The sequence below is a fragment of the uncultured Umboniibacter sp. genome (genome assembly GCF_947497555.1).
Classification (GTDB): domain Bacteria; phylum Pseudomonadota; class Gammaproteobacteria; order Pseudomonadales; family DSM-25080; genus Umboniibacter.
On the sequence record NZ_CANMGY010000001.1, the window covers coordinates 514,295 to 541,147 of the forward strand.

24 protein-coding genes are annotated in these 26,853 nt (G+C 49.9%); 10 read left to right on the forward strand and 14 right to left on the reverse strand.

Annotation, left to right across the window (positions count from 1 at the left end; translation table 11 throughout):
- Nucleotides 1-5: 5 nt before the first annotated feature.
- From Q0698_RS02275 to coxB, 3 genes are read right to left on the reverse strand one after another with little or no spacing between them, the layout of a single operon-like run.
- Complete coding sequence (locus tag Q0698_RS02275) at nt 6-560, reverse strand: cytochrome c oxidase assembly protein (RefSeq protein WP_298633297.1); 555 nt, start codon at nt 558-560, stop codon at nt 6-8.
- A gap of 11 nt (nt 561-571) precedes the next feature.
- Nucleotides 572-2,125, reverse strand: a complete 1,554-nt coding sequence (gene ctaD / locus Q0698_RS02280) for a cytochrome c oxidase subunit I (RefSeq protein ID WP_298633299.1) — start codon at nt 2,123-2,125, stop codon at nt 572-574.
- A 12-nt stretch (nt 2,126-2,137) separates the two neighbouring features.
- Entirely contained in the window at nt 2,138-3,271 is a 1,134-nt protein-coding gene (gene coxB / locus Q0698_RS02285; protein ID WP_298633300.1) for a cytochrome c oxidase subunit II, read from the reverse strand.
- Between the two features lie 313 nt (nt 3,272-3,584).
- Here coxB and Q0698_RS02290 point away from each other — a divergent pair, with 313 nt between their 5' ends.
- The gene (locus Q0698_RS02290; RefSeq protein ID WP_298633302.1) at nt 3,585-4,916 is read left to right on the forward strand and encodes an MATE family efflux transporter; all 1,332 of its coding nucleotides are present in this window, start codon (nt 3,585-3,587) and stop codon (nt 4,914-4,916) included.
- A 31-nt stretch (nt 4,917-4,947) separates the two neighbouring features.
- Here the strand turns inward: Q0698_RS02290 and Q0698_RS02295 are convergent, their stop codons facing one another.
- The 4 genes from Q0698_RS02295 to Q0698_RS02310 form a co-directional block, all read right to left on the reverse strand.
- Nucleotides 4,948-5,259 carry an AzlD domain-containing protein gene (locus Q0698_RS02295; RefSeq protein ID WP_298633304.1) on the reverse strand — a complete coding sequence of 104 codons (312 nt, stop codon included), beginning with the start codon at nt 5,257-5,259 and terminating at the stop codon, nt 4,948-4,950.
- Nucleotides 5,256-5,942 carry an AzlC family ABC transporter permease gene (locus Q0698_RS02300; RefSeq protein ID WP_298633306.1) on the reverse strand — a complete coding sequence of 229 codons (687 nt, stop codon included), beginning with the start codon at nt 5,940-5,942 and terminating at the stop codon, nt 5,256-5,258. Before Q0698_RS02300 ends, Q0698_RS02295 begins: the two co-directional genes overlap by 4 nt.
- 67 nt (nt 5,943-6,009) lie before the next feature.
- Entirely contained in the window at nt 6,010-6,249 is a 240-nt protein-coding gene (locus Q0698_RS02305) for a YheV family putative zinc ribbon protein (RefSeq protein ID WP_298633308.1), read from the reverse strand.
- A complete protein-coding gene (locus tag Q0698_RS02310; RefSeq protein ID WP_298633310.1) occupies nt 6,242-8,269 on the reverse strand; it encodes a M3 family metallopeptidase in 2,028 nt (675 codons plus the stop codon). Before Q0698_RS02310 ends, Q0698_RS02305 begins: the two co-directional genes overlap by 8 nt.
- Nucleotides 8,270-8,346: 77 nt before the next feature.
- Here Q0698_RS02310 and Q0698_RS02315 point away from each other — a divergent pair, with 77 nt between their 5' ends.
- Entirely contained in the window at nt 8,347-8,898 is a 552-nt protein-coding gene (locus Q0698_RS02315) for a gamma carbonic anhydrase family protein (RefSeq protein WP_298633312.1), read from the forward strand.
- Here Q0698_RS02315 and aroE read toward each other — a convergent pair.
- The 5 genes from aroE to Q0698_RS02340 all read right to left on the reverse strand — a co-directional run bounded on the left by aroE (nt 8,895) and on the right by Q0698_RS02340 (nt 13,441).
- Nucleotides 8,895-9,701 carry a shikimate dehydrogenase gene (gene aroE / locus Q0698_RS02320; RefSeq protein WP_298633314.1) on the reverse strand — a complete coding sequence of 269 codons (807 nt, stop codon included), beginning with the start codon at nt 9,699-9,701 and terminating at the stop codon, nt 8,895-8,897. The two genes, Q0698_RS02315 and aroE, sit on opposite strands and share 4 nt — an antisense overlap.
- On the reverse strand, nt 9,698-10,618 hold the full coding sequence (hemF, locus tag Q0698_RS02325) for an oxygen-dependent coproporphyrinogen oxidase (protein WP_298633316.1): 921 nt from the start codon (nt 10,616-10,618) through the stop codon (nt 9,698-9,700). Before hemF ends, aroE begins: the two co-directional genes overlap by 4 nt.
- A gap of 12 nt (nt 10,619-10,630) precedes the next feature.
- Nucleotides 10,631-11,197, reverse strand: coding sequence for a Sua5/YciO/YrdC/YwlC family protein (locus Q0698_RS02330; protein ID WP_298633318.1), 567 nt, complete (start codon nt 11,195-11,197; stop codon nt 10,631-10,633).
- A 160-nt stretch (nt 11,198-11,357) separates the two neighbouring features.
- Complete coding sequence (gene dprA, locus Q0698_RS02335) at nt 11,358-12,395, reverse strand: DNA-processing protein DprA (RefSeq protein ID WP_298633320.1); 1,038 nt, start codon at nt 12,393-12,395, stop codon at nt 11,358-11,360.
- Nucleotides 12,396-12,424: 29 nt separating this feature from the next.
- Nucleotides 12,425-13,441 carry a LysM domain-containing protein gene (locus Q0698_RS02340; RefSeq protein WP_298633321.1) on the reverse strand — a complete coding sequence of 339 codons (1,017 nt, stop codon included), beginning with the start codon at nt 13,439-13,441 and terminating at the stop codon, nt 12,425-12,427.
- 167 nt (nt 13,442-13,608) lie between these two features.
- Between Q0698_RS02340 and def the strand changes: the two genes are divergently transcribed.
- Genes def through Q0698_RS02365 form a run of 5 tightly spaced genes read left to right on the forward strand, consistent with a single transcriptional unit; the run spans nt 13,609 to nt 19,248 of the window.
- Nucleotides 13,609-14,118, forward strand: a complete 510-nt coding sequence (def, locus tag Q0698_RS02345; protein ID WP_298633323.1) for a peptide deformylase — start codon at nt 13,609-13,611, stop codon at nt 14,116-14,118.
- Between the two features lie 2 nt (nt 14,119-14,120).
- The gene (fmt, locus tag Q0698_RS02350) at nt 14,121-15,065 is read left to right on the forward strand and encodes a methionyl-tRNA formyltransferase (RefSeq protein ID WP_298633326.1); all 945 of its coding nucleotides are present in this window, start codon (nt 14,121-14,123) and stop codon (nt 15,063-15,065) included.
- Entirely contained in the window at nt 15,058-16,362 is a 1,305-nt protein-coding gene (gene rsmB / locus Q0698_RS02355; RefSeq protein ID WP_298633328.1) for a 16S rRNA (cytosine(967)-C(5))-methyltransferase RsmB, read from the forward strand. Before fmt ends, rsmB begins: the two co-directional genes overlap by 8 nt.
- 16 nt (nt 16,363-16,378) lie before the next feature.
- Complete coding sequence (gene trkA, locus Q0698_RS02360) at nt 16,379-17,764, forward strand: Trk system potassium transporter TrkA (RefSeq protein ID WP_298633329.1); 1,386 nt, start codon at nt 16,379-16,381, stop codon at nt 17,762-17,764.
- Between the two features lie 8 nt (nt 17,765-17,772).
- Complete coding sequence (locus tag Q0698_RS02365) at nt 17,773-19,248, forward strand: TrkH family potassium uptake protein (protein ID WP_298633330.1); 1,476 nt, start codon at nt 17,773-17,775, stop codon at nt 19,246-19,248.
- On the opposite strand, the gene Q0698_RS02370 is transcribed toward Q0698_RS02365, so the two are convergent.
- Nucleotides 19,223-20,119, reverse strand: coding sequence for a lysophospholipid acyltransferase family protein (locus Q0698_RS02370; RefSeq protein ID WP_298633332.1), 897 nt, complete (start codon nt 20,117-20,119; stop codon nt 19,223-19,225). The genes Q0698_RS02365 and Q0698_RS02370 overlap by 26 nt on opposite strands.
- Nucleotides 20,120-20,223: 104 nt before the next feature.
- Between Q0698_RS02370 and glyQ the strand changes: the two genes are divergently transcribed.
- The 3 genes from glyQ to Q0698_RS02385 all read left to right on the forward strand — a co-directional run bounded on the left by glyQ (nt 20,224) and on the right by Q0698_RS02385 (nt 24,091).
- Nucleotides 20,224-21,174, forward strand: coding sequence for a glycine--tRNA ligase subunit alpha (gene glyQ / locus Q0698_RS02375; protein ID WP_298633334.1), 951 nt, complete (start codon nt 20,224-20,226; stop codon nt 21,172-21,174).
- Nucleotides 21,175-23,244: a glycine--tRNA ligase subunit beta gene (gene glyS / locus Q0698_RS02380; protein ID WP_298633336.1), complete on the forward strand. Its 2,070-nt coding sequence runs from the start codon at nt 21,175-21,177 to the stop codon at nt 23,242-23,244.
- Between the two features lie 244 nt (nt 23,245-23,488).
- The gene (locus Q0698_RS02385; RefSeq protein ID WP_298633338.1) at nt 23,489-24,091 is read left to right on the forward strand and encodes a lysophospholipid acyltransferase family protein; all 603 of its coding nucleotides are present in this window, start codon (nt 23,489-23,491) and stop codon (nt 24,089-24,091) included.
- A 308-nt stretch (nt 24,092-24,399) separates the two neighbouring features.
- On the opposite strand, the gene gyrB is transcribed toward Q0698_RS02385, so the two are convergent.
- Complete coding sequence (gene gyrB, locus Q0698_RS02390) at nt 24,400-26,814, reverse strand: DNA topoisomerase (ATP-hydrolyzing) subunit B (protein WP_298633340.1); 2,415 nt, start codon at nt 26,812-26,814, stop codon at nt 24,400-24,402.
- Between the last annotated feature and the right edge of the window lie 39 nt (nt 26,815-26,853).

Consider the following 26,853-nt stretch of genomic DNA (forward strand, 5'->3'; position numbering starts at 1 on the left):
CTCCTTTATTTTGCGCCCACCGACGCGCGCGCCGGTGAAACGTCAAATATTGTGTACGACAGGGTAATGGTACTCACGTTGTCCGGGACTTCGGGATCAACAATAAACACCAACGGCATCTCAATACTTTCACCTGCGGCCAACGTCTGTTGGTTGAAGCAAAAGCATTCAGTTTTATGAAAGTAACTACTTGCTCGAAACGGCAGCACACTCGGTACTGCTTGTGCGACCATTTCCTTACCCGTTGGATTGGTGGCCAAGTAATTAACTTGCACCTGCTCCCCTGGGTGAACAAAGACTTCCGTCACTTCTGGGCCAAACTGCCAAGGCATTTCCTCGTTGTTCATTGAAATCATCTGAACTCGAATGGTTCTGGACTCATCAACGACAACTTGCTCTGCCTGGTACGGCCCACCCGTTTTACCGTTGAGCCCCGTTACCTCGCAAAAGAGGTTGTACAGGGGCACCATTACAACAAAAACGAAAGCGAACATGGCAACCACAACAATGGACAGTTTGGCCACCTGACGTTGAATTTGCTTGTTTTGCTTATCGCTCATATCGCCCTCTCCTAAACCTTAGGTGGTGTAGTGAAGGTGTGGTAAGGGGCTGGACTATCAACCGTCCATTCTAGACCCTCAGCACTATCCCAAACCTTCGCCGTAGCCTTCTTACCATTGCGAATGGTCTTAACCACCACAAAGAGGAAGAACACTTGCGAGAAGCCAAAGATGAAGGCGCCTATAGTTGAGATTTGGTTGAAGTCAGCAAACTGCAGCGCGTAGTCTGGAATACGACGCGGCATACCCGCTAAGCCAACAAAGTGCATTGGGAAGAACGTGATGTTCAAGCCAATGAAACTTAACCAAAAGTGCGTCTTACCTAAAGCCTCATCCACATAGTGTCCACACCACTTTGGCAACCAGTAATACACCGCGGCGAAGATCGAGAAGATTGCGCCCGGAACCAGTACATAGTGGAAGTGAGCAACCACGAAGTAAGTATCGTGGTACTGGAAGTCAGCTGGCGCAATGGCCAACATCAGCCCAGATAGACCGCCAATGGTGAATAAAATCACAAACGCGATTGAGAACAGCATCGGCGTCTCGAAGGTAATGGAACCCCGGAACATCGTAGTGATCCAGTTGAACACCTTCACTCCCGTAGGTACCGCAATCAACATGGTTGCGTACATAAAGAAGAGTTCGCCCGCTACTGGAATTCCCACCGTGAACATATGGTGAGCCCAAACAATGAAGCTCAAAATGGCAATAGAGGCCGTGGCGTATACCATGGACGCATAACCAAACAATGGCTTGCGCGCAAAGGTTGGAATAATTGCCGAGACAATACCGAAGGCCGGTAAGATCATGATGTAAACTTCAGGGTGTCCGAAGAACCAGAAGATGTGCTGGAACAGGACTGGGTCACCGCCACCACGTGCATCAAAGAACGCCGTGCCGAAGTGAATGTCGAACAACATCATTGTTACCACACCCGCAAGAACCGGCATCACTGCAATCAGAAGGTAAGCAGTAATTAACCACGTCCAAACAAACAGCGGCATCTTCATCAGCGTCATGCCCGGTGCACGCATGTTCAAAATGGTCGCGATAATATTAATCGCACCCATGATAGACGACGCACCCATGATATGGACGGCAAAGATAAAGAAGGTAACACTTGGTGGTGCATAGGTGGTTGATAATGGCGCATAGAAGGTCCAACCGAAGTTAGGGCCGCCGCCATCCATGAAGAGTGTGGCTACCATCATTGCAAACGCAAAGGGTAGAATCCAAAAACTCCAGTTGTTCATGCGGGGTAGTGCCATGTCTGGCGCACCAACCATCATGGGTATAAGCCAGTTTGCCAAGCCAACGAAGGCTGGCATGACTGCCCCGAATACCATGACGAGACCATGCATGGTTGTCATTTGGTTGAAAAAGCCCGGATCGACGAGCTGTAAACCTGGTTGAAATAGCTCTGCTCGAATTACTAGTGCGAACATGCCGCCCAGTAGGAACATAGCAAAGCTGAACCAGAGGTACATCGAACCGATGTCTTTATGGTTGGTTGTATACAACCAACGCGTGATGCCTTTAGCAGGCCCGTGATGTTCTGCCATCATATCCTCCCGCTACTGCGCTGCTTTGTATTGATAAACGTCTACGGCTTGCATGCTGTCACCCATATTGTTACCGAAAGCACTTCGGGTATAGGTCAGCACAGCGGCCATATCGAGATCATTAAGTTGGTTGCCAAAGGCCTGCATCGCCGTACCGGGAACACCATTCACCAACAAATCTAGCTGGGCATTGATGTCACCGCGAACAATAGCACTTCCCGCAATGGCTTTACCCACACCGCCTTCACCGTTAGGGCCATGACAGGCAGCACAGTTGCGCTGATACACGGCTTCACCGCGCTCCATTAGCTCTTCAAAGCTAAAGTTCTGCGCCATCAACTCACGTAGAGTCTCTGCCTCTTGGCGCTTTTCAGCAAGCCAAGCATCGTAGTCAGCCTGATCTAAGGCTTGCACCACAATTGGCATAAATCCGTGGTCACGACCGCAGAGCTCCGCACACTGACCGCGGTAAATACCCGGCTCATCAATAACGGTCCACGCTTCGTTGTTATAACCGGGAATCGCATCTTTCTTTACTGCCAATGCCGGCACCCACCATGCGTGGATAACGTCGTTAGCGGTAATAATGAAGCGAATCTTTTTACCGGTAGGGACAACGAGTGGCTCGTCGACTTCAAGCAGATAGTGCTCGCCTTTCTGGGCTACGCCCTGAATCTCATTCTGCGAAGTACGCAAATTTGAGAAGAAGCTGACATCTTGACCCACATAGTCGTAGCGCCACTTCCATTGGTAACCGGTAATTTGAATATCGATTTCCGAATCAGAGGTGTCGTAGATATCAACTAAGGTCTTAGTTGCTGGTAATGCCATAATGACGAGAATGATGACTGGAATCACCGTCCAAGCAATTTCTAGCGTTGTACTTTCATGGAATTGTGAAGCTTCTTTACGAACACTTCTCCGGTGAGCAATCATGCTGTAGAACATCACGCCGAAAACAACGACACCGATGCCAACACACCACCAGAATATATCCATGTGCAAACCGTAGATCTCTCGACTTGTATCCGAGACACCTTCGGTCATATTTAAACCCCAGCGAGCACCTTCTTCGGCCATCGCGGAACACGATGCAAAAGCGGCGACCACTAAGGAATAGAGGCCCTTCTTGTCCTTTTTGAACATTCCCTCTGTCTCCATGCACTTATTTTTATGACTATTGCGTTATAACTTTGGGTAGTTTCAAGCACAGTCCTGCACGGAAAGAGGGCGATTGTAGTTTGGTTTGAGCCGCATACGTCAACACCACCTCGTGCGGGGACTAACGCCTAACCTGTCTACAGCTCGGAAAGGAGAAAGTTTTCTACTGTGATAGAAAACAGTTCGAGTATAACGAACAAAAAATAATTAAACTAGATACCAATTTCGCTTTTTATTTGATCAAAGTGTTTGATTTTTAAGCCTATTGTCTATATTTCGAACATTTACTGGAGGTTTTGTGATCACAAAGACACACCGTAGCGTTTGGGCATTAGCCGGCCCAATGTTGGTCACAAACCTCTCAATTCCGCTATTAGGTTTTGTGGATACCGCCGTTCTAGGGCACCTTGATGCGCCCACAGACCTCGCCGCAGTGGCCCTTGCCACCGCGATTCTATCCTTTGTGTATTGGGGCTTTGGCTTTCTCCGAATGGGCACCACTGGATTAACGGCTAATGCATTTGGCGCCAATAATAATGAACAGTTATCGCGCCTTATTATGCAGGGGCTATGCCTAGCCCTGCTGATCTCAACAGTCGTATTACTAAGCCAATGGCTTTGGCGTTCACCGGCCATTTCAGCCATGGGAGCCAACTCAGCCACCAGCGCTATTGCTAACAACTATCTTGCCATTCGATTATTTAGCATGCCTGCTGTGCTAGCAACCTATGTCGCGGTGGGTTGGCTACTGGGAATTGGCAACGCCAAGGCAACCCTAGTGATTGCCGTAGGCACAAACCTGCTTAATATCCTCGGCGATCTGATCTTTGTACTAGTGTTTGGTTGGGGTGCCGAGGGAGCCGCCTTGGCGAGCGTTATCGCGGAATACGTAGGAGTATTAATTGCCGCAGCCTATTTATTGCACTACCGACGAAAGTTTCAGCTAGCTCAACCCAAAAATTGGCTGGCAGGGTGGCGACAACTTATCCAAGCCAACAGCGCGCTATTTGTTCGTACCTTACTATTGCTCTTTGCTATTGCATTCTTTACCTCTCAAGGCGCTCGCCTGGGCGAATTGACCCTTGCCGCCAATGCCATCCTGTATCAGCTAGTTGCTGCGAGTGCCTTCGCGCTGGATGCCTTTGCTCATGCTACCGAGAGCTTGGCCGGCAGATTCATTGGAAACAAGGACCAACGCGCTTTCAGGACCCACACGGGCGCAGCGCTAGTTTGGGCGCTGGTGTGTGCGCTAATAATCAGCCTAGTGTATTACTTAGCGGGCAGCGAGATCCTAAACCTTTTCACCCAGCAGGCAGACATCCTGGAAGTGGCGAACGAAGCGCTGCCCTGGGTTGTTTTGATACCACTGGTATCCATCCTCAGCTATCAACTTGATGGCTTATATATCGGCGCGGGTGAATACGCCGCGATGCGCAATATTATGATAGTTAGTGTAATCATTTATCTCAGCGTTTTTTACGTCAGCCAAACTTGGGGAAATGATGGCCTTTGGCTGGCATTTATCGCACTAAACGCTAGCAGAAGCGCGTTGATGACCGGGCACTGGCTTAAGGCTAGACAGAGATGGTTTTTCGTCGCTGAGGGCCGAGGGCTAAGGGCTAAGGGCTAAGGGCTAAGGGCTAAGGGCTAAGGGCTAAGGGCTAAGAAATCAGCATCAACCCAGAAAATGCCAAAATCCCCAGCACCGCAGCCAACAGTGTTCGCTTGGTTTTGAACGCCACGGCGGCGGTGACGAGCGCACCGACCAAGTAAGGATTGAAGAGCGAGACCACTAGCTGCTGCTCTTGAATAAAAACAATGGGAGCCCAAATAGCTGTCATTACCGCTGGAGCGGTGAAGGAGAGGAAACGCTGAGTTCTGGTTCCTAGCCGGATGGGTAGTCGAGGCTCCAGAAAGACGTATCGGCTGGCGAAGACAATAGCCAGCATGGCAAGGATGATCAGCCAAATCATTGCTTTCGCTCCCAGCTATCTACTCCGTAGGCGCAGGCCATTGCAAGCAAACTTGCCAACACAATAGCGGCAGGTATCGCGAAGAAACTAAATACTACCGATAGCACTAGGGAGACAATCACCGCGGTCATCGCAGCCCAAGTTTTTACCCCCGGCGCGACCATGGCGATAAAGATGGCAGCAATGGCAAACTCCAAGCCATACTCGGAGAGCTCCGGTACTTGAGAGGCCAAAACAATACCCGCCATGGTTGATAGATTCCAAGCAATATAGAAGCTCAATCCAGCACCTAGGGCAAACCAATGATTGAAATCTTCATCACGCTGCATACCACAGACTGCAAACAGCTCATCGGTTAGAAGAAAGCCCAGAGAGAGGCGCCACTTCAACGGCCTGTTAGCTATTTTTGATCGCATTGCCACGCCATAGAGGAAGTGCCGAGAGGTAATGAACAGCGTAGTGAGAAGGATGGTAAAGATCCCTGCGCCGGCTTTGATTAACCCCAGGGCTACCAATTGCGCGGCGCCGGCGAACACCAGCAGGCTCATCGCCGCGGCACTCAATTCGCTTAGCCCCGCATCCATTGCCAGTGAACCGGTAAGCACACCCCAAGGCAGCACAATGAGGCTTAGCGGCATCATCGCGAGTGAGCCGCGCTTAAACTGTTGCGAGTTGCTTTGCATTGATTCCCCGTTCGCCCTCGGTCTTAGACTTCAGTCAGCGGTGGTTGGCGATAAGCTGCGCTGCCCGCTATTTTTTCAATCCCGAGAGATCAATAATCTGCACCGCTGACTGCTTCTCTTCTTCGGTACGATTTACCCGTGTTTCTAACTCGCCACCGGCAGAATGTATATGCATCTCATCCTTAAAACCACACTCTATGCATTCGCGATAGTTAGTTTCATCCTCGCGATACATTACCAGTCGATCCTGCGCCTTACATTTAGGACACACGGCACCCGCAATGAAACGCTTATTTGACTTAAACATGAGCTTCCTCAATTCCGCTATGGCGAAGTAGGGCATCGATCGTTGCATCGCGACCTCTAAACTCTCGATAGAGATCCGCTGCTGGTTCCGATCCACCCCGGCTTAGAATGCAATTAAACAATTGAGCTGCGGCTGCCTCGCTAAAGATCCCCAACTCCTCGAAAAGCGAATAGGCGTCTGCTGACAACACTTCAGCCCACTTATAACTGTAGTAGCCGGCCGCATAACCACCGGCGAAAATATGCGCAAATGACAGCGGAAAAGCATTCTCCGCCACGGCAGGAACAATGGATAAGCGCGAGCGAATTTCCGCCAACTTTGCCATCGCATTTGGTGTTCCGTCAGCCCGCGTTTCTGCATGCAGCTCGAAGTCGTAAATAGCAAATTCCAACTGGCGTACCATGAACAGCGCCGACTGAAAGTTCTTCGCCGCGAGCAGCTTCTCCAGCAACGGTTGAGGTAAGGCTTCGCCACTCTCGTAGTGAGCTGAAATGAGCGGAATGACCTCTGGCTCCCAGCACCAGTTCTCAAGTAGTTGCGAGGGAAGCTCAACCGCATCCCATGCTACGCCGTTAATACCTGATACGGCCGGCACATCAATTTCGGTCAACATATGGTGTAAACCGTGGCCAAACTCATGGAATAGCGTGGTGACTTCGTCGTGCGACAACAGGCTCGGAATTTCATCACTTGGCGGCGTGAAGTTACAGGTTAAGTAGGCCACTGGAAGCTGTGTGCCGCTTGAGTCCACACGGCGCACTCGGCAATCGTCCATCCAGGCACCACCACGCTTACCTTCACGGGCAAAAAGATCGAAGTAGAAGCTGGCGATGGGCTGCCCCTGTTTAACGAGTTGGTAATAGCCCACGTCCTGGTGCCAAGTCGCTACGGTGTCGTCACGCTGGATATCCACATTGAACAAACGCTTCACTACTGCGAACAGACCACTTACTACCCGATCAACCGGGAAATAGGGGCGAAGCTCTTCCTGTGACAGTTGGTAGTTCTGTTGACGAATCTTCTCCGAAACGTAAGCCACATCCCAGGGTTGAACCGGCGTCAAGCCCAGCTCTGCCGCGAAATCTTCGACCTCGGCGAATTCTGTCTTCGCCTGCGCAGAAGAACGCTGCGCAAGATCATTTAGTAGGTTGAGCACCTGCTCCTCACTTTCGGCCATTTTGGTGGCCAGGCTGAGTTGCGCATAGTTGTCAAAACCTAACAGCTCAGCGAGCTCGCCACGGGCGGTTAGGATCTGCTGTACGTTGTCACTGTTATCGGTTTTAGCATCATGATGTGGTGCACTTGAAGCACGGGAAACAAAGGCTCTGTGCAACCTCTCGCGCAGCGCGCGATGGTCAGCAAACATCATGACTGCCATATATTGCGGGGCATCTAGAGTCAGGAGGTAGCCAGCTAATGATTTGGCTTCAGCCGCTGCCTTGGCTACTGCCAGGTTGGCCGCGGGCAGGCCCGCTAGTTCGCTAGCATCCTCATGGTGCTCGGTCCAAGCTTGGGTACAATCAAGCAAATTGTTGGAGAAGTCATTACTCAGTTGAGCCAAGTTTTGCTTAATCTGGGCAATGCGTTGCTGTTGTTCAGCGGGCAAGCCGATGCCCGAGAGCTTAAACCCACGAAGCGCATGCTCAACCGTGGTGCGTTGCGCCACGGTGCCGTCTGTCCGATCCGCCAACTGTTGATAACACTTGAACAGCTTTTCATTTTGACCGCGTTCGGTGTGCCAAGCTGTTAATGCCTGAATGCAGTTATCGTGAGCGCTACGTAGTTCATCGGTAGAACAGACATTATTGAGATGAGAGACGGGCGACCAAGCTCGGCTCAGTTCGTCATCGAGCGCCTCTATACGTTCCAACCAATGCCAATCAATGGTTTGCTCCACTTCAAACTTCGCTACCTGCGCGCGCGCATCGCTGAGCATTGCGTTAATAGTCGTCTCTACCTGATCAATTGGGAATTGATTGAAGGGAGGTGTTGCTTGCGGACCAATGAGTGGATTCGTCATAAACAGCCTTTTCAGTTTTTTGTCGTTTGCTTACAGGTTATTATGGGGGCAATTAGTCAGCTTACAATGGGTGCAGCATGAAAGAAGCCATAACTAGCCACAAAGGTAGCCAGCCCGTGTTGGGAGCACGTGTATTGGTTGATGATCGCTCACGAATTATCGGTGATGTCATACTCGGTGACGATTCCTCGGTTTGGCCGATGGCCGTTATTCGCGGCGATATGCATCGAATTCGTATTGGCGAACGAACCTCGGTTCAAGACGGCGCAATTCTGCACATCACCCACGCTGGGCCCTTTAACCCCGATGGTTACCCGCTTACTATAGGGAGCGACGTCACTATTGGTCATCAAGCGTGTTTACACGGCTGTACCATTGGCAATGAGGTACTGATAGGCATTGGTGCAACGGTGTTAGATGGCGCGGTGGTCGAAGATCAAGTGGTAATTGGTGCCGGTACCTTGGTGCCACCGGGGAAGCGACTTGAATCAGGCTATGTGTACATGGGGAGTCCCGCCAAGCAGGCGCGCCCCTTAACTGACAAGGAGCGTAAATTCTTCAAGTATACTGCCGGTAACTACGTCAAACTGAAAGATGACTACTTAAATGAGCTCGCTGCAGGTAATTAAAGCTTAAGTTCTTTGCGGATAATATCAAAGACAGGGCGAGTATCCGGTGCTTGGCGGTGCCAAATGTTGAACGATAATGCAGCCTGCTCAACCAGCATACCTAATCCATTGCTAACTTCATTCACACCACAACACTTCGCCCAAGACATAAATGGCGTCTCAGCACTCTGATATAGCATGTCATAGCACTGTGTATGTGCCGCCACGATGGTAGCCGACAATGAAATATCTGAACCGTCCAAACCGGCACTAGTGGCATTGATAATTAGGTCAAAACTTCCTTCAATCTGATCGATTGGCTGGGCGTATACGCCAAACTCAGCTGCCAACCTCTGCGCCTTTTCGAAGGTGCGGTTTACGATAATCACCTCTTCCGGGCTTGCCGACAGCAATGGCTGCAAAATCCCTCGCACAGCGCCGCCAGCGCCGACAATCAGGATGCGCTTGTCGCGCACTGACCAGCCTAAACGGTGAGTGATATCCTGAAGCATGCCTCGCCCATCAGTGTTATAGGCATGTAGCTCGCCATTTTTCATTTTTAAGGTGTTCGCCGCCCGAGCGGCCTTCGCACTAGGGCTAACAACATCGGCTAGGGCAAATGTTTGCTCCTTGAAGGGCAAGGTAACATTAAGCCCCTCGCCACCTTCGGCAAAGAAGGTTTTCACAAAGTTGGCGAAGTCATCAAGTGGCACTTCGGCTTTGTCATAGCTGATTTCCAACCCCAATTGCTGAGCAAACTGCTGGTGAATAGCAGGCGATTGCGAATGTTTGATTGGGTTTCCAAGAACAAGAAATTTTTTCATGACACCTTTAACCAATTTTGTGGTTTTAAGAAATACTCGGTTAGTTTCGCTTCCGCTGAGTCAGCTTCCGGCTGGTAATTATATTCCCAGCGAGCGAGCGGCGGTAGAGACATCAAGATGGACTCGGTTCTGCCGCCCGACTGCAAGCCAAACAACGTACCACGATCGAACACTAAATTAAATTCCACATAGCGCCCACGACGATACAGCTGGAAGTCGCGCTGGACTTCGGTGAATGGCATCATGGCACGTTTTCCGAGAATAGGTACAATAGCCGGGATATAGGCTTCGCCCACGGATTGAGTGAACGCAAAGGCCTGCTCAAACCCTCCTCGGGTCCAATCATCAAAGAACAACCCGCCGATTCCTCGGGTTTCGTCACGATGCTTTAAATAGAAGTAGTTATCACACCAGGTCTTCAATTCGGGATAAATGTCCTCACCGAACGGATCACAGGCATCTTTCGCCACTTGGTGCCAATGAATACAGTCTTCCTCGAAGCCATAGCTTGGGGTGAGATCAAAACCACCGCCAAACCACCAAACCGGCTCCTCGCCTTCCTTTTCAGCAACAAAGAAACGGACATTCGCATGTGAGGTGGGCGCTTTCGGGTTATGCGGGTGAATGACCAAGGAAACACCCATGGCCTGAAATGATCGTCCAGCTAATTCTGGCCGCGCTGCGGAAGCGGATGGTGGTAGGTTGTCACCAAATACGTGGGAGAAGTTTACGCCACCCTTCTCAATAATATTGCCGTCCGTAATGACACGAGTACGGCCACCGCCGCCGCTGGGCTTAGTCCAGGCATCTTCTTGAAAGGTCGCTTTTTGGTCGCAAACCTCTAGGCCTTCACAGATAGAATCCTGCAGGGCAAGCAGCCACTGCTTGACCGATTCAATGTTGATTGAGTTGTTCATAGGTCTCCTAACTCAGCTGCGTATAATCGCGCCGGATTGACTATCAATAATCTGTGACGGGCGGGGATCATCTCCCAGGCTGCCCCCCACGTAGTAATCTAAACCTTCACCGAAATAGGCCTTTGCCTCGGTTTCAGTCAATGCTTCTGCCAATCCAGCTGGATTGGCCGAGGTTGAAATGATGGGACCAGCCACGCTTTCACACAACAATTTTACTAGCGGGTGGGTGCTAAAGCGAACGGCTACTTGAGTGTGTGCGCCGCGAACCCAGTTTGGCATAGACGCCGAGCAGGGGACCAACCAGGTGGTTGAGCGCACCTGTGCAGTGGTGATGCGAGCTACGATTTCTGGCGTTAATTCAAGATGCGCCTCAAGCTGAGATAACTCGGCCGCCACAATAATTAAGCCCTTATCCACTGGGCGTTTTTTTAGTGCCAGAATCCGCTCCACCGCAGTACGACTGAAGGGGTTACATCCCAACCCCCAAACGGCTTCCGTAGGGTACGCGAAGACCCCATCAGATTGGTAGAGCTCAATAATTCTCGCCCGAGTAGAGGCGCTTAGTGGGGTGCTACTCATACTTGCTGTTGTCCGTCATTCTGGTACTCAATCTTCGCCGATGTGAGATTGTAACACCTGTTGCGGGTTTGTGGGCGATGGTCGAATTGCGTTTCATCGATGAACACACACGCGGTGCCGATCTCATCCGGGGTTCGGCGGTGAGCAAGCTGCTCATACGCTAGCCCACATGCGTTGGAAACCACAAACCGCTTCGATGCTCAACCTTCCCTTCGGCCTCTAATGTTGCCAACTCAGCGATGACATCAGGCATTGTTAAGGCAGTGTGATTGGCAATCTCATCGCTTGAAACACCACCAGAAGCCAAGGCGAGCAAGAGTTGTTGGGTGGGTTGATTGTTCCAATGCCCCTGCTCGATGACACTTTCAATTAGGCATTCTGGGGATAGCGCTGGGCGGGCGCCGCTCCGGATTAGTTCAAGACATCCTAACGCCGCGGCATCAAGTGGGCTGGCACTCACTGCCAGAACTTCTCGTCCAAAGCGCGCCGCCAGATCAGCAGTGATTAAACTACCGGATCGAAGTCTCGCCTCTACCACTAAGGTACTCGCCGCTAAGCCCGCAATAATGCGATTACGACGAGGGAAGTCAAAGTGCCGGGGAGGAACGTCACCCAGACGCTCACTCACCAGACAACCGGCTTGAATAATACGATGATAGAGATCCTGGTGCTGAGGGGGATAACAGTAATCGATGCCTGAGCCCATGACCGCGATGGTTGCCCCGCCGGCCGCTAACGCAGCTTGGTGAGCAAGACCATCAACACCTAGGGCCATTCCACTAGTGATAGCGATATTTGCCTGGCTGACCATCGGTAACCAGCGTCGGCAAACTGCCGCAGCATGGGCGCTGCAACGCCTACTTCCCACTACCGCTAACTGCGGCAGGCTTAGTAGCTCCGCATTACCTCTGACGAAGAGTGCTACCGGTGCATCACTAAGACGGGCTAACTGAGACGGGTAAGCTGGCTCACCCAAAAATAGGGCGCTCAGTGTTCTGCCAACTATCTCGTCAGCGGCTTTGCTTAGTAGTGGATAGAGCGGATCGTTTTCCGGGTTTCGCAGCCAGCCAAGATAGCGTTTCTTAAACGCGAGTGGGACGTAGGGCAAATAGCCCAAACGAAAAAATTCCCGACGCAGAGCATCGGGAATTTTGGGAACAGTGCACACCCAAAGCTTCGTTAGTAGTAAGTGGCTCATAATCTCTCCGAGCCACCTGCAACTAGAACCTAAGGGGTACGGACAAAATCACCCACCTTGAGGGGACGATCGGCCTCTAGCACTAGTGCGTAGCTCATTTTATCAAAGGGTTTAAAGATCATTAATACGCCAGCGTATTGCTCTGGAAGTTGGACAGCATCGCCGGTGACGGGATCACGAACTACTTCACCTGCTTTCCAAATTGCCAAAACATGACCTGGCTCTAAGCCTTCACGAGCACCTTTGTTCACCGTCACTACACTCATGTTACCTACCTGGCTTACACCGCCATCAACAGCCAGTATCATCGCGTCGATATCGGCATCGGGTGCTGTGGGATAGTAGAGTGGTGTCAGGTCTTCTTGGTTTAGCTCAATAACGCGATCTGCTGGGCGCATTTCCATCCGACTTCGCGTGACCTCTAGCCGCGCAATGTCATCACCTTCATCTAATACGCTTAGGGCGCCAATCTCTACTGCCTCAAAGCCTAGAATTTCTTCGGTGACTGGATCGATTAAAGTATTACCACCTCGATATACACCGTAATGCTGAGCTTCCGCCGCCCATCCCGATTCGCCGCGAGCAAATACCTGCTGCCCAACACCAACAATCAAGTTCTGTTGCGCGCCTTGAACCATGTAAGGCTCAGCTAGGAAGCTTTCCTCATCGGAAAATATCTGAGCTCCTTGAAGGAAGGCTTCAATGTGTTCGAGCGGGATAGTAGTCACTGGCGCCTCGGATTGAACAACACGAACTTCAGGACTCATTTTGATAGTTCGAACTACTTCAAGAACCGGTTTGCCATCACGATAAACCAAGCGCAACTGGTCGCCCGGGTAGATGAGGTGAGGGTTTTCAATTTGGTCATTGGCAACCCAAATCTCGGGCCACTGCCAAGGTTGATCAAGAAAAACTCCGGCAATATCCCAGAGCGTATCGCCCTTCACTACCGTGTAGGTGTCGGGGTGGTTATCAGCTAGATCTAACGCTGCGGCGTTAGCCCCTAGAAGAAAACCTGCTGCTAATGCTAATGCTTTCGCTTTCATTCAGTCATCCTGTTATTGCAATAGTCCGCGATGGTTGGGATTAGTGTATAATGCGGTAGAGACAATTAATGTCGTTTAATTCGCAATTCGCCAACTACATCTTGGCTTAATTAATACCATGTTAGCAACGCCAACGGCGTATTTACTAGGAGTTTGTCACAGAGTTTATGGCTATCTTAGATATTTTAACGTTTCCAGACCCTCGTCTACGGACTATTGCAGCGCCTGTTGAAGTTTTTGGCGAGGCATTAGAGACGCTTGTTCAAGACATGATCGAAACCATGTATGAAGCGTCGGGAGTCGGCCTTGCCGCCACTCAAGTTGACGTTCATCAGCGCGTAGTAGTCATCGATGTGTCGGATGAGAGAGATTCACCGCTGGTTTTTATCAATCCAACTATTGAAGTGATGGATGGCCCCGAAGCGCCCTATGACGAAGGCTGCCTCTCCGTTCCAGGTTTTTACGAGGAAGTAGAGCGCCCCGAGAATATCATAGTGAAAGCCTATGACGCTAAGGGAGAGCCCTTTGAAATCAAGCCGGATGGACTGTTAGCAGTCTGTATTCAGCATGAGCTTGACCACCTGAACGGTAAGCTTTTCGTTGATTATGTCTCCGCAATGAAGCGCAACCGCATTCGCAAAAAACTTGAGAAGCAGCAACGTTTGGAAGCTAACTAAGCATGCGCATTATTTTTGCCGGTACGCCGGATTTTTCAGCTGCGCATCTTCAAGCGCTACTTAATCTTAGTGACGTTGAGGTGGTGGCCGTCTACACGCAGCCCGACCGTCGTGCCGGGCGAGGAAAGAAACTGGTACCCAGTCCAGTGAAGGCGCTAGCTCTGGAAGCCGGCCTGCCCGTAGAACAGCCACTTAACTTCAAAGCGGATGAAGACGTCGCTCAACTGGCGGGATATCAAGCTGATTTGATGGTCGTTGTTGCCTATGGCCTGCTGTTGCCTCAGCGGGTACTAGATACGCCAAGATTAGGATGTATTAACGTGCATGCCTCACTCCTACCGCGCTGGCGCGGAGCGGCACCGATTCAGCGCTGCATTGAAGCCGGCGATCAGCAAACTGGCGTAACCATTATGCAAATGGAGGCCGGCTTAGATACCGGTCCGATGCTAAGTAAGTTAGTGGTGGATATATCCGCGACTGAAACGGCTGGGAGTTTGCACGACAAGCTGATTGCTGCGGGAACCGTAGAACTTCAGCACGTGGTAAACAAGCTATCGAGCTGCCCGCTGGCGGGAGAAGTTCAAGATGATACTCAGGCCAATTATGCTCATAAGTTAAGCAAGGAAGAAGGCGAGATCAATTGGCAATTTACCGCCAGGGAAGTTGAACTCAAGATCCGGGCCTTTAACCCATTCCCCATTGCTTGGACCTCATTTGAGGGCGAGGTTATTCGTGTCCATGCGGCCTCAATGCTAACCAACACTAGCTCCGAAACCGACATTCCCGGTACCGTGATCTCGGCCGATAAGTCAGGATTAGTAGTGGCCACGGGGCAGGGGAGGCTTAAACTTACTCAACTTCAGCGTGCCGGAAAGCGAGCTATGGCGGTAGCAGATATTATTAACGGCTCACCTGAGTTATTCACGGCAGGTAAACACTTTGGCTAAATCCTCGGTTCGGCTGCGCGCCGCGCGTATTATTAGCTCTATTTACCAACACAAAGGTTCACTTACTGGGCTATTAGCTAACGCGACAGGTGATTTAGAAGGGCGCGACGCCTCGCTACTGAAGGCCCTTTGCTATGGCACGCTTCGGCACTATCGAGAACTTAGCTACCTCATTAATCAGCGTCTCGATAAGCCACTTAAGCCGAAGGACTCAGATGTCCAGGCGCTATTAATGTTAGGCGTCTACCAACTACTTCATACCGATGTCCCCGCGCATGCGGCTATTGGCGAAACTGCTGGCGCTGCGAAAGCGCTGAAAAAGCCCTGGGCAACCGGCCTCATAAATGGGGTACTGCGGGGTATGCAACGCGACCCAGTGGCGGCCCCTAGCCGTGACAAGATGCCCGGTTTCTTCCACAATCATCCCAATTGGTTAGCCCAAGCTATCGAGGCCGATTGGCCATCACAGGTAGCGGACGTTTTCGCCGCCAATAATGGTAGAGCACCCATGACGCTAAGGGTGAATGTACGCCACTGCCGTCGTGACGAGTACCTCAAGTTGCTTTCAGAGGCCGAGATAGCGGCTGAGCCTGCTGAGCACTCTCCGGAGGGTATTTACCTCGCAAGCCCTGTTGGAGTGGAGCAACTGCCCCACTGGCATGATGGCTGGGTATCCGTTCAAGATGAAGCTGCTCAGCTTAGTGCCGCGTTGCTTAACGTGCCAGAAAACTCACGCGTCTTAGATGCCTGTGCCGCACCGGGTGGTAAGACCTGTCATTTGCTAGAACTGCAACCCAACCAACACCTTCAAGCTATTGAACTTGAGCCTCATCGCGCCGTACGGATTGATGAAAACCTTCGTCGGCTTGGCTTGGAAGCTCAAGTGAGCATCGCCGATGCTGGGGATCTGGATGCTTGGTGGGATGGTGAGGCCTTCGACCGAATCCTGCTTGATGCTCCCTGCTCGGCAACAGGTGTACTTCGCCGCCACCCCGATATCCGTATCCTCCGACGCAAGGCTGACATCCAAACACTCAACACGCTGCAGTTAACCATTCTCGAAAAAGTTTGGACTACATTGAAACCGGGCGGCAAACTCCTCTATGCCACTTGCTCGGTACTCAAAGCTGAGAATGAGCAAACTATTGCAACTTTCTTAAAGAAGGCGGATGATGCTGTTGAAGAGGCAATTATCGCCTCGTGGGGCGTCGCAGCTCGGCATGGAAGACAGCTATTTCCTGTCGATGGCGGCCACGATGGATTTTACTACTGCCTGTTACAAAAGTGTGCTCAGTAGGCTAGGCTACTAAATCATGAAAATTATCATTTTAGGCGGCGGTCAGGTTGGCGGTACTTTAGCCGAAACTCTGGCGAACGAACAAAACGACATCACCATTGTCGATACCAATGAAAAGCGACTTCAGGAACTGCAGGAGCGTTTCGATATTGGCGTGGTAATTGGCTGCGGCTCGCACCCTGACATCCTCCAGGCAGCCGGTGGCGCCGATGCAGAGATGCTAATTGCCGTAACTAATAGTGACGAAGTTAATATGGTCGCTTGCCAGATTGCTCATTCTCTTTACCGAACCCCGACAAAAATTGCGCGAATTCGCAGTACCGCCTATACCCTAAAAGATGAAATTTTTTCTGAGGCCAACATTCCAATTGATGTTCGTATTGCACCGGAAGATCTGGTCACACAGGCTATCCACCGCCTGTTGATTAATCCTGGAGCGCTGCAGGTACTCGATTTCGCCGACGGCATGGTCTCATTGGTGGCTGTAAAGGCTTATTACGGTGGTCCGCTAGTTGATCAGAAATTGCGTAGCATTCGCGATCACATGCCTTCCGTTGATACCCGTGTAGCAGCGATTTTCCGTCGCGGTGAAGCCATTATGCCAGAAGGCGACACCATTATTGAGGCGGACGATGAAGTCTTCTTTATTGCTGATGCGAAGGATATTACTGCCGTAATGAGTGAGCTACGCCGGCTGGATAAACCATACCGACGAATTACAATTGCCGGTGGCGGTAATATTGGCAAGCGCTTAGCTGAACTTATTGAGAAGGACTTCCACGTTAAGCTTATTGAGTTTGATACTGATCAGGCCTATAGCTTATCCGAAGACCTCTCCAAAACCGTCGTCCTTTCTGGTAGTGCTACCGACGAGAAGCTCCTCAAAGAGGAGCATATACAGGACACTGACGTATTCTGTGCACTAACGAATGACGACGAAGCAAATATCATGTCTTCCATGCTCTCCAAGCGTCTGGGGGTTGGGAAAACTATCACCTTAATCTCCAATCCATCCTATGTGGATCTGGTCCAGGGTGGTGAAATTGATATCGCCATCTCTCCACAATTAATCACGATTGGTAAATTGCTTCGTTATGTTCGCCGCGGGCACTTTGTAAATGTTCATAGTTTGCGCCGCGGGGCTGCTGAAGCCATTGAAGTGGTTGCTCACGGTGATCAGCACTCTTCAAAGGTTGTCGGTCGCAAACTCTCAGAACTGAAGCTTCCCCCTGGCACAACTATTGGGGCGCTAGTGAGAAAGATTGAAGGAAAAAAGGAGGTACTCATTGCGCATGATCACATTAGGGTGCAGTCTGAAGACCACGTGATCATGTTCTTGGTAAATAAAAAGAATGTGGCAGATATTGAAAAGCTCTTCCAGGTGGGCTTTAGCTTCTTTTAGGTGAATAGATGCGATTTGCAGTGATTGGACGTATTCTTGGTTTAATGATTTGGCTGTTTTCAGCCGTCGCCTTCCTTCCCGCAATCGTGGTTTCGGAACTTTATGATGAAAGTCATACCTCGCTTTCCTCTAGCTTCTACATCTCTATTTTTGTCGGCGGAATACTCTTTGGCGCCGCGTCAATCATGCGTCGCAGGATGAGAAAGCAAATTCAACGCTATGAACTCAGGGTTCGCGACGGGTTTATCATAACAGTACTCTTTTGGACCACTTTGAGCCTGCTAGGCACCCTGCCGTTCGCGTTATCAGAGGAGCTTAACATCTCCTGGGTGGACGCTATCTTTGAATCATTTTCTGGTTTAACCACAACTGGTGCTACGGTCATTTCAGGACTTGATACCATGGAACGCGGTCTACTTATTTACCGACAGCTACTTCAGTGGATAGGTGGTATAGGGATAATTGTAATCGCCGTAGCCGTTCTCCCTGCTCTTGGCGTGGGTGGACTTCAGCTATATAGAAGTGAAACGCCAGGGCCAGTCAAAGACTCCAAACTCACTCCACGTATTGCCGAAACCGCCAAATCGATGGCATCAATCTACATCGCTTTGACCGTCGCATGCGCGGTATCGCTTTATATTTCTGGCATGTCCAGCTTTGACGCTATCGCCCATGCTTTGAGCACCACTTCAATTGGCGGCTTCTCTACGCATGACGCGAGTATCGGTTTTTATGACTCCAATACCATTCTATGGGTGATGACCATTTTTATGGCGCTATCAGGCATGAACTTCGCGCTTCATTTTATCACCTGGCAAGAGAATAGCCTTCGACATTATTTCCAAGATAGCGAATGTAAGTTCTACCTCTCACTGTTAGCAGCAGGAACTGTCATTACGGTTTGGTACCTCTGGCTAACCGAAACGCTGCCGATTGACGATGCGTTTTACCATGGAGCTTTCATGTTGGTATCCATAGCGACCACTACAGGATTTGCCACCCAAGACTTTACAAGTTGGCCGCTATTCCTACCTTTCCTACTCTTTTTTATGGCCTTCGTCGGCGGTAGCTCCGGCTCCACCGGGGGGGGGATAAAAGCTATGCGCTGGGTCCTATTAGTCCGCCAAGGGCAGCGTGAGCTTTATAGGTTGGTGCACCCCAATGCTATTCGCCACATCAAACTAAACCGAAAAGTTGTTCCTACTCGGGTTTTAGAATCGGTGTGGGGCTTCATCGCAATCTACATGCTGACTTTTGTCATGACTTGGTTAGTTCTCATGGCCATGGGTTATGACTTCCTTACGGCCTTCAGCGCTGTGGCCGCATGCATTAATAATTTGGGTCCTGGCATGGGTGCTGTTGCAGCTAATTATCAGTCATTGGGAGATGGCGCTAAACTACTACTCTCGTTCACGATGTTACTGGGGCGCTTAGAGGTTTTCACCCTATTAGTGCTATTTACCCCAACATTCTGGCGGGACTAGAAATATCGCTGATAGGGGTATTTTGGAGTTTACGATAGCGTTTATATTCCCACTGGTACTGCTCCGGATGGTAATTCACTAGCTTCTCAATTGAGCGATTCATCGCGGCGACAGAGGTGTACAGATCATCACTGTAAATCTCAGGGTCGGCTTCTTCTAAGACAATATCCCAACCCTTGTCACCTTGAAATCCGGCAGCCATAACTACCTTACATCCCGTTCTAGTAATTAATCCAGCCGCGAGTTTCATTGTGAACGCATTGACATTAAAAAACGGTGCATGAATACCACCCGCGTCGGCGGGGACTTGGTCGGGAAGCATGAAGACGCTCTCATTATTCTTCAGAGCACGGGTAAGGCTAATCACACCTTTCGCTGTAGCAGGAACCATCTTCACCCCAAAACGCTCTCTAGCATTGCGAATTATTGGCTCAAGAAAATCCTGCTTAGGTGGCGAATACATGGCCGTCATGGCGACCTTAGTAGCAAGTACCTGGCCCATCGCCTCCCAATTACCTAGGTGCGGTGCCAAAATAATAACGCCTTTTCCTTTAGGGCAAACTAAGAGTTCCTCACCTTGAAAAGAGTGTACCTGACTGTTTAGCCACTCAGAGCTTGCATTCCAAGTGATAGCAAATTCAGATAACAAGCTAAACATATGCTGCAGCGAGCGCTTCGCCAATTGTTCCTTGGCTGTTTGATTCATAACGGGATAGGCGCGATCCAAATTTTCCAATGTAATCTTCTTTGGGCCACCATCGATTTGCCAAACTAGTGATCCTAAAATTCGCCCAAGCCATCGGGCTTGCCGTAAATTAAGCTTCGAGAGCAATTTAAGAAGTGTGTTTATGATTATTTTTTGTAATTTCATCACTTTACTAGCCGATAATGAGTCATTTATTAGGTGGTAGCTGCCATCCTAAGTATAATGGCATCACTTTTTCAAAACTATTTTACTAGGAGGCGGCGAAGTCTGTGTCTGCCAACAACCGCGTCGATAATAACACATTTCAAGGTTTAATCCTTGCCCTTCAACAATATTGGGCTCAGCATGGCTGCGTCATCATGCAACCTCTTGATATGGAAGTTGGAGCGGGAACATTCCACCCAGCTACCTTTCTTAGAGCAATTGGCCCCGAATCATGGAACGCCGCTTACGTGCAGCCATGTCGGCGACCAACTGATGGACGTTACGGTGAGAACCCGAATCGCCTCCAGCATTACTACCAATTCCAGGTGGTCATGAAGCCCTCGCCGGACAACATCCAAGAGTTGTACCTTGGCTCACTCGAGGCATTGGGCGTTGACCTAACTGAGCATGACATTCGTTTTGTTGAGGATAACTGGGAGTCACCAACTCTTGGTGCATGGGGCCTTGGCTGGGAAGTTTGGATGAACGGGATGGAAGTCACTCAGTTCACCTACTTTCAACAGGTTGGCGGTCTCGAGTGCTACCCCGTCCTTGGCGAAATCACCTACGGGCTAGAACGCATAGCGATGTATCTGCAGGGTGTAGATAGTGTTTACGACTTGGTTTGGACTGAGAGTGCCGAAGGCGTTGTGACCTATGGCGACGTGTTCCTACAAAATGAAGTCGAAATGTCGACCTACAACTTTGAGCACGCGAGTGTGGATAAGCTTTTTCAGCATTTCGATGATTATGAAGCCGAAAGTGCTAAATTAATTGAAGCGTCTCTGCCGTTACCAGCTTATGAATGCGTAATGAAGGCCTCACATGCGTTTAACCTTTTAGACGCTCGCCATGCGATCTCAGTTACCGAGCGCCAACGCTATATCCTCCGTGTTAGAACGCTAGCTCGGGCTTGCGCGGAAGCCTATTTCGCCGCCCGCAAAGCAGCGGGTTTCCCATTGGCTCGCCCGGATCTCCGTGACGAAGTGCTCGCCGCGCTAGAGGAGGGGAAATAGATGACTACCCAGAATATTTTACTTGAGCTTGGTACCGAAGAGTTACCGCCGAAGTCGTTAAAGGCGCTCTCCGTCGCCTTCACTCAAAGCATTCAGGACAGCTTAAAGGCTGCGGAGTTAAGCTTTGAACAGGTTGAAAGCTTCGCTGCGCCTCGCCGCCTTGGCATCCTAATTCACAACGTGCAAGCTACTCAAGCTGACACTGAAGTTGAAAAGCTCGGACCGAATGTAAAAGCAGCTTTCGACAAAGACGGCAATCCATCCAAAGCAGCTCAAGGTTTTGCTCGCTCCTGTGGTACTGAATTCGATCAACTGATTGAAGTCGATACACCAAAAGGTATCCGATTGGCTTTCCGTAGTACCCAACAGGGGCAGTCCACAACATCGCTACTACAGAGCTTTGTAGAAAAGGCACTGCAACAACTCCCTATTCCAAAACGCATGCGCTGGGGCGCTAGTCGCGCTGAGTTCGTTCGCCCAGTAAAATGGTTACTCGCCCTAGCTGACGACGCCGTTATTCCTATGAAAGTCCTTGGTATTGATAGTGATAACGTGACCCGAGGTCATCGTTTTCACTCCAAAACTGACCTTACTGTACCGACTGCGCTCGCCTACGAGAAGCTACTTCGTGATGACGGGCATGTCATAGCGAGCTTTGAGAAGCGTCGCCAGCTTATTAGCGATGGCGCCGAAGAGGTCGGCGCAGCCGCTCAGGGTAATACGGTAATTGGTGCCGAGCTATTAGATGAGGTGACGGGCCTAGTTGAGTGGCCGGTGCCCATGGCTGGCTCCTTTGAAGAAAAATTCCTTGAGGTTCCCGCAGAAGCTTTGATTTCTAGTATGCGTGAGCACCAAAAGTACTTCCATGTTGTAGACGACAATGGTGCTTTGTTGCCACTGTTCGTATTTGTATCAAATATAGTTTCGTCGAAACCATCGTCGGTAGTAGAGGGTAACGAGAAAGTTATTAGGCCAAGACTTGCCGACGCCGATTTCTTCTATAAGACAGACCTTAAGACAACGCTTGAGTCTAAGGCCGAAAAGCTTGCGAAGATTGTATTCCAGAAACAACTCGGTACCATCGCCGATAAGTGCGACCGTATCGCCTCTTTGGCCACTTCGATTGCCAGCGTGGTGGGTGCGCAGGTTTCGGATGTGCAGCGAGCAGCAAAACTTTGTAAAGCTGACTTAAGCTCCGAGCTAGTATTGGAATTCGACGATCTTCAAGGCCTTGCCGGTGAATACTACGCCCGTCATGATGGTGAAACGGATGAGGTTGCTAGTGCAATGAACGAGCACTACATGCCAAGGTTCGCTGGTGACCAGCTGCCTAAGAGTGCAACGGGCACCGCCATCGCTATCGCTGATCGGATGGATACCCTTGCGGGGATCTTTGCTATAGGTCAAATTCCTAGTGGTTCGAAGGACCCTTTTGCTCTGCGCAGAGCGTCTATCGGGCTGCTTCGCTTAATTGTAGAGAACAACCTCAACTTAGATCTACTAGAGTTGACGACGTCTGCGTTAAATGCGTTACAACATGTAGAGTTCGACCAACAGCAAGTGAGCAAGCAGATTGTTGAATATGTATTTGAGCGGTTTAAGGCTCGATACATTGAAGAGGGCATTAGTGCAGACGCTGTGAATGCCGTGCTGGAAAAGTCACTTACTAGCCCTGTGGATTTTAACGCTCGTGTGCTAGCCGTTACGGACTTCGCTAAGATTGACGCCGCTGAAGCGCTCGCCGCAGCCAATAAGCGGGTAGGGAACATTCTCGCTAAGGTCGATACGGTTAAGGACGAGATCGATGCTTCGCTAATCAGTGAAACTCCCGAGCAAGCGCTTTATGATGAATTGCTTCGTATTGAGCCGGTTGTCCAGCCGCTACTTGCACAGAAGCGCTATACGGAATCGATGCTAGCACTCGCTGAACTCAGAGGCCCGGTTGATGCATTTTTCGATGGAGTAATGGTGAATGCAGAGGATGAAGCCATTCGTGGCAATCGCCTAGCCATTTTGAAAAAGCTGTCGGGGCTGTTTGGCGCAGTCGCTGATATCTCTCGCCTAGTTTAAGCTTTGAAGAAGGGGGGGGGTTACCCCCCTTATTTTACCTTGGTTCTTACGTCAAAAAATGGCATTCTATGCCAATATAGAACTGATTGGTCACAAATTGAAAATTTAAGTTTGTGACTACTTACAAACCTCGTAAGGACTGATAATGCTGTTCCGATCTACCATTTTTTACATAGGCCTAGCAATAATAACTATTATTTACGGCACGGTCGCTCCTATCTCAGCACCGCTAATGAGCTATCGTATGCGATTGCGTGTTGGCTGTCTTTGGTGCTGGGCAGTAGTAGGTTGGCTTAGACTTTCCTGTAAGGTAAAACTTGAAGTGATCGGCAGGGAGAATATCCCAAATGATGGAAGTACAGTGTTGGTTATGGCTAACCATCAGAGTAGCCCTGAGACATTTGTACTTCAGTCGCTATTTTTTCCCGCTGTTCCAATATTGAAGAAGGAGTTACTCAAAATTCCATTCTTTGGTTGGGGAGCTTGGGTTAGTAAGCCAATTGGTATCGATAGAGCGAAACCAAGACAAGCATTAGCTCAGATGATGGATAAGGGTGAAAAGCGACTAGAATCTGGGACTTGTGTGATCATCTACCCCGAGGGCACTCGCAACGATTACCCGACCATCGGGAAGTTCGCTCGCGGTGGTGCCCAATTAGCCAAACGCGCAGGAGTGAGAGCTATCCCGGTTGCTCATAATGCGGGGTCAATTTGGCCAGCCCGCACATTTATAAAATCTCCAGGCGTATTTAAAGTCATTATCGGAAAGGCCATTGAGACCGACGAAGCCTCGGTAGCGGAGATAACTCAATCCGCGCGCGATTGGATTGTCGATCAAGACCTTTAACCCTGTCGCCTTCGACTAGCAGCTGCGTTCCGCTAGCGTCATATTGATGAGTGCCAGTTCTACTGTTTAACTCTCAAGCTAGTCGGTAATCATCTTAGCAATACCGCTGAGCGCTCGCTCGCCTGGGAGCTAAGCAGATAAGCAAAGACCTTGACTGCTATTAACAACGAAGCTTGTTAGGCCAGATGCTTATAACGCCTCGCGTCCATTATCTCCCCCTCAAAAAAAAGCCATCTACTCTAATGAGTAAATGGCTTTTTTATAGAAGACGCGGTGGTTTAGGCACTGCTATAAAGAAGTGTTAACTATTAAACGTCTAGGTTTTCTACCATCAGTGCATTCGATTCAATAAATGCTCGACGTGGCTCAACATGATCGCCCATCAAAGTATTAAACATTTGATCAGCGCCAATCGCATCGTCAATGGTGACGCGTAACATTCTACGAGTACTAGGGTCCATTGTGGTCTCCCATAGCTGCTCAGGGTTCATCTCACCCAACCCTTTGTAGCGTTGGATATATAAGCCCTTGCGAGAATCACCGAGTAGCCAATCGTAGACGTCGCTAATATGCTGAACATCGATGCGACGCTCACCACGCTTAACAAACGCTCCGCCTTCAATCAAGCCAGCCAAGCGCTCCTGTAGAGCAACCATCTCCCGATAGTCCTTACCCGATATAAATTCACGAGTAATAACATATTCACGATTAACACCATGCTCAAGAAGATCAATCACAATAAGGTGCTCGCTACGCTCCGCGTCAAGCCTGGTAGAGATACTCCAACGCACATTATCAGTGTTAGCAGAGAGCGCTTCCTCAAGTGATTCAGCCCACGCCGTCATGAATGCTTGATCCTTAAGCGCATCAAGGGTCAACGGAGCTTGATCGATCAGTTGCAGCAACATCTGTTCTGGATACAAACGGCTTAGTTTTTCTACACGACCCAAATTATTGCGATATGCCTTAACCAAGGACTCTAGCGCCTCGCCAGCAATAGCTGGTGCGTCTGCATTGACGAATAGCTCCGCGCCCTCAAGTGAGTTTTGCGTTAAATAGTCAGTTAACGCTTCGTCATCCTTGAGGTACTGTTCCTGTTTGCCTTTACCCACCTTATATAGTGGTGGTTGAGCAATAAAGATATGACCGCGCTCAATGAGCTCTGGCATTTGACGGAAGAAGAAGGTGAGCAGAAGCGTACGAATGTGCGCTCCATCCACGTCGGCATCCGTCATGATGATAATTGAGTGATAACGCAACTTCTCGATGTTGTAGTCATCTTTACCAATACCCGCACCGAGCGCAGTAATTAGCGTTCCGACTTCCACGGAAGATAGCATTTTATCGAAGCGAGCCTTCTCTACGTTAAGAATCTTACCCTTAAGTGGAAGAATCGCTTGTGTCTTACGCGCACGCCCCTGTTTTGCAGAGCCCCCCGCTGAGTCACCCTCCACAATGTATAGTTCAGATAACGCAGGGTCTTTCTCTTGGCAATCAGCCAACTTACCTGGCAGCCCGGCGATATCTAGCGCACCTTTACGACGGGTCATTTCCCGCGCTTTACGTGCAGCTTCTCGGGCTCGAGCAGCCTCAATCATCTTATTGATAATTTGTTTTGCCTCAGCGGGGTTTTCAAGGAGGTGATCGGCAAGGGCGCGCCCCATCTCCTGCTCTACAGCTGACTTAACTTCCGAGGAAACTAATTTATCCTTAGTCTGAGAGGAGAATTTTGGATCAGGAACTTTCACTGAGATGATTGCCGTCAAGCCCTCACGTGCATCGTCACCCGTAGCGGATGTAACTTTTGCATTCTTACCAAAACCTTCATTCTGAATATATTGGTTCAGCGTTCGTGTTAGCGCAGCTCGGAAGCCTGCCAAGTGGGTACCGCCGTCACGCTGTGGAATATTATTGGTATAACAAAGAATATTTTCTGCATAGCCATCATTCCATTGAAGTGCTACTTCAACGCCAACACCATCTTCATGGTCCGATTTAATATGTATAATTCGGTCATTAATGGTGGTTTTATTTTGATTGAGATACTCAACAAAGGCCTCTACACCACCTTCATATTCATAGGCTTCTTCCTTTCCAGTTCGCTCATCGTGAAGCACGATACGAACACCTGAATTAAGGAAGCTTAATTCACGTAGACGCTTAGCTAGGATGTCATAGTGATATTCAATATTCGTGAAGGTATCTTCAGAAGGCTCAAAATGAACCTTCGTTCCACTGTCAGTACATTCGCCAATAACCGCTAGCGGCGCTTGAGGTACACCGTGAACATAGGTCTGTTCATGAATCTTATTGTGACGCCTTACTGTTAGCGTTAGCTTTTTCGATAGCGCATTCACTACCGAAACACCAACCCCGTGCAAGCCACCAGATACTTTATAAGTGTTGTCGTCGAACTTACCGCCGGCGTGCAACACAGTCATAATTACTTCTGCCGCCGAGACACCCTCGTCATGGATATCGACAGGAATACCGCGACCATTATCCGAAACAGAAACACTGTTGTCTGGATGAATCGTTACACGTATTTCTGAGCAATGCCCAGCTAGTGCCTCATCAATCGAGTTATCGACGATTTCAAAAACCATGTGGTGAAGGCCTGTGCCATCATCGGTATCACCAATGTACATGCCTGGACGCTTGCGTACCGCATCCAAGCCTTTTAGTACCTTAATACTCGACCCATCATATTCTTGTTCGCTCATAGGAACCTCAATGTCGGTGCTTTCTCAGAAGCATTTAAT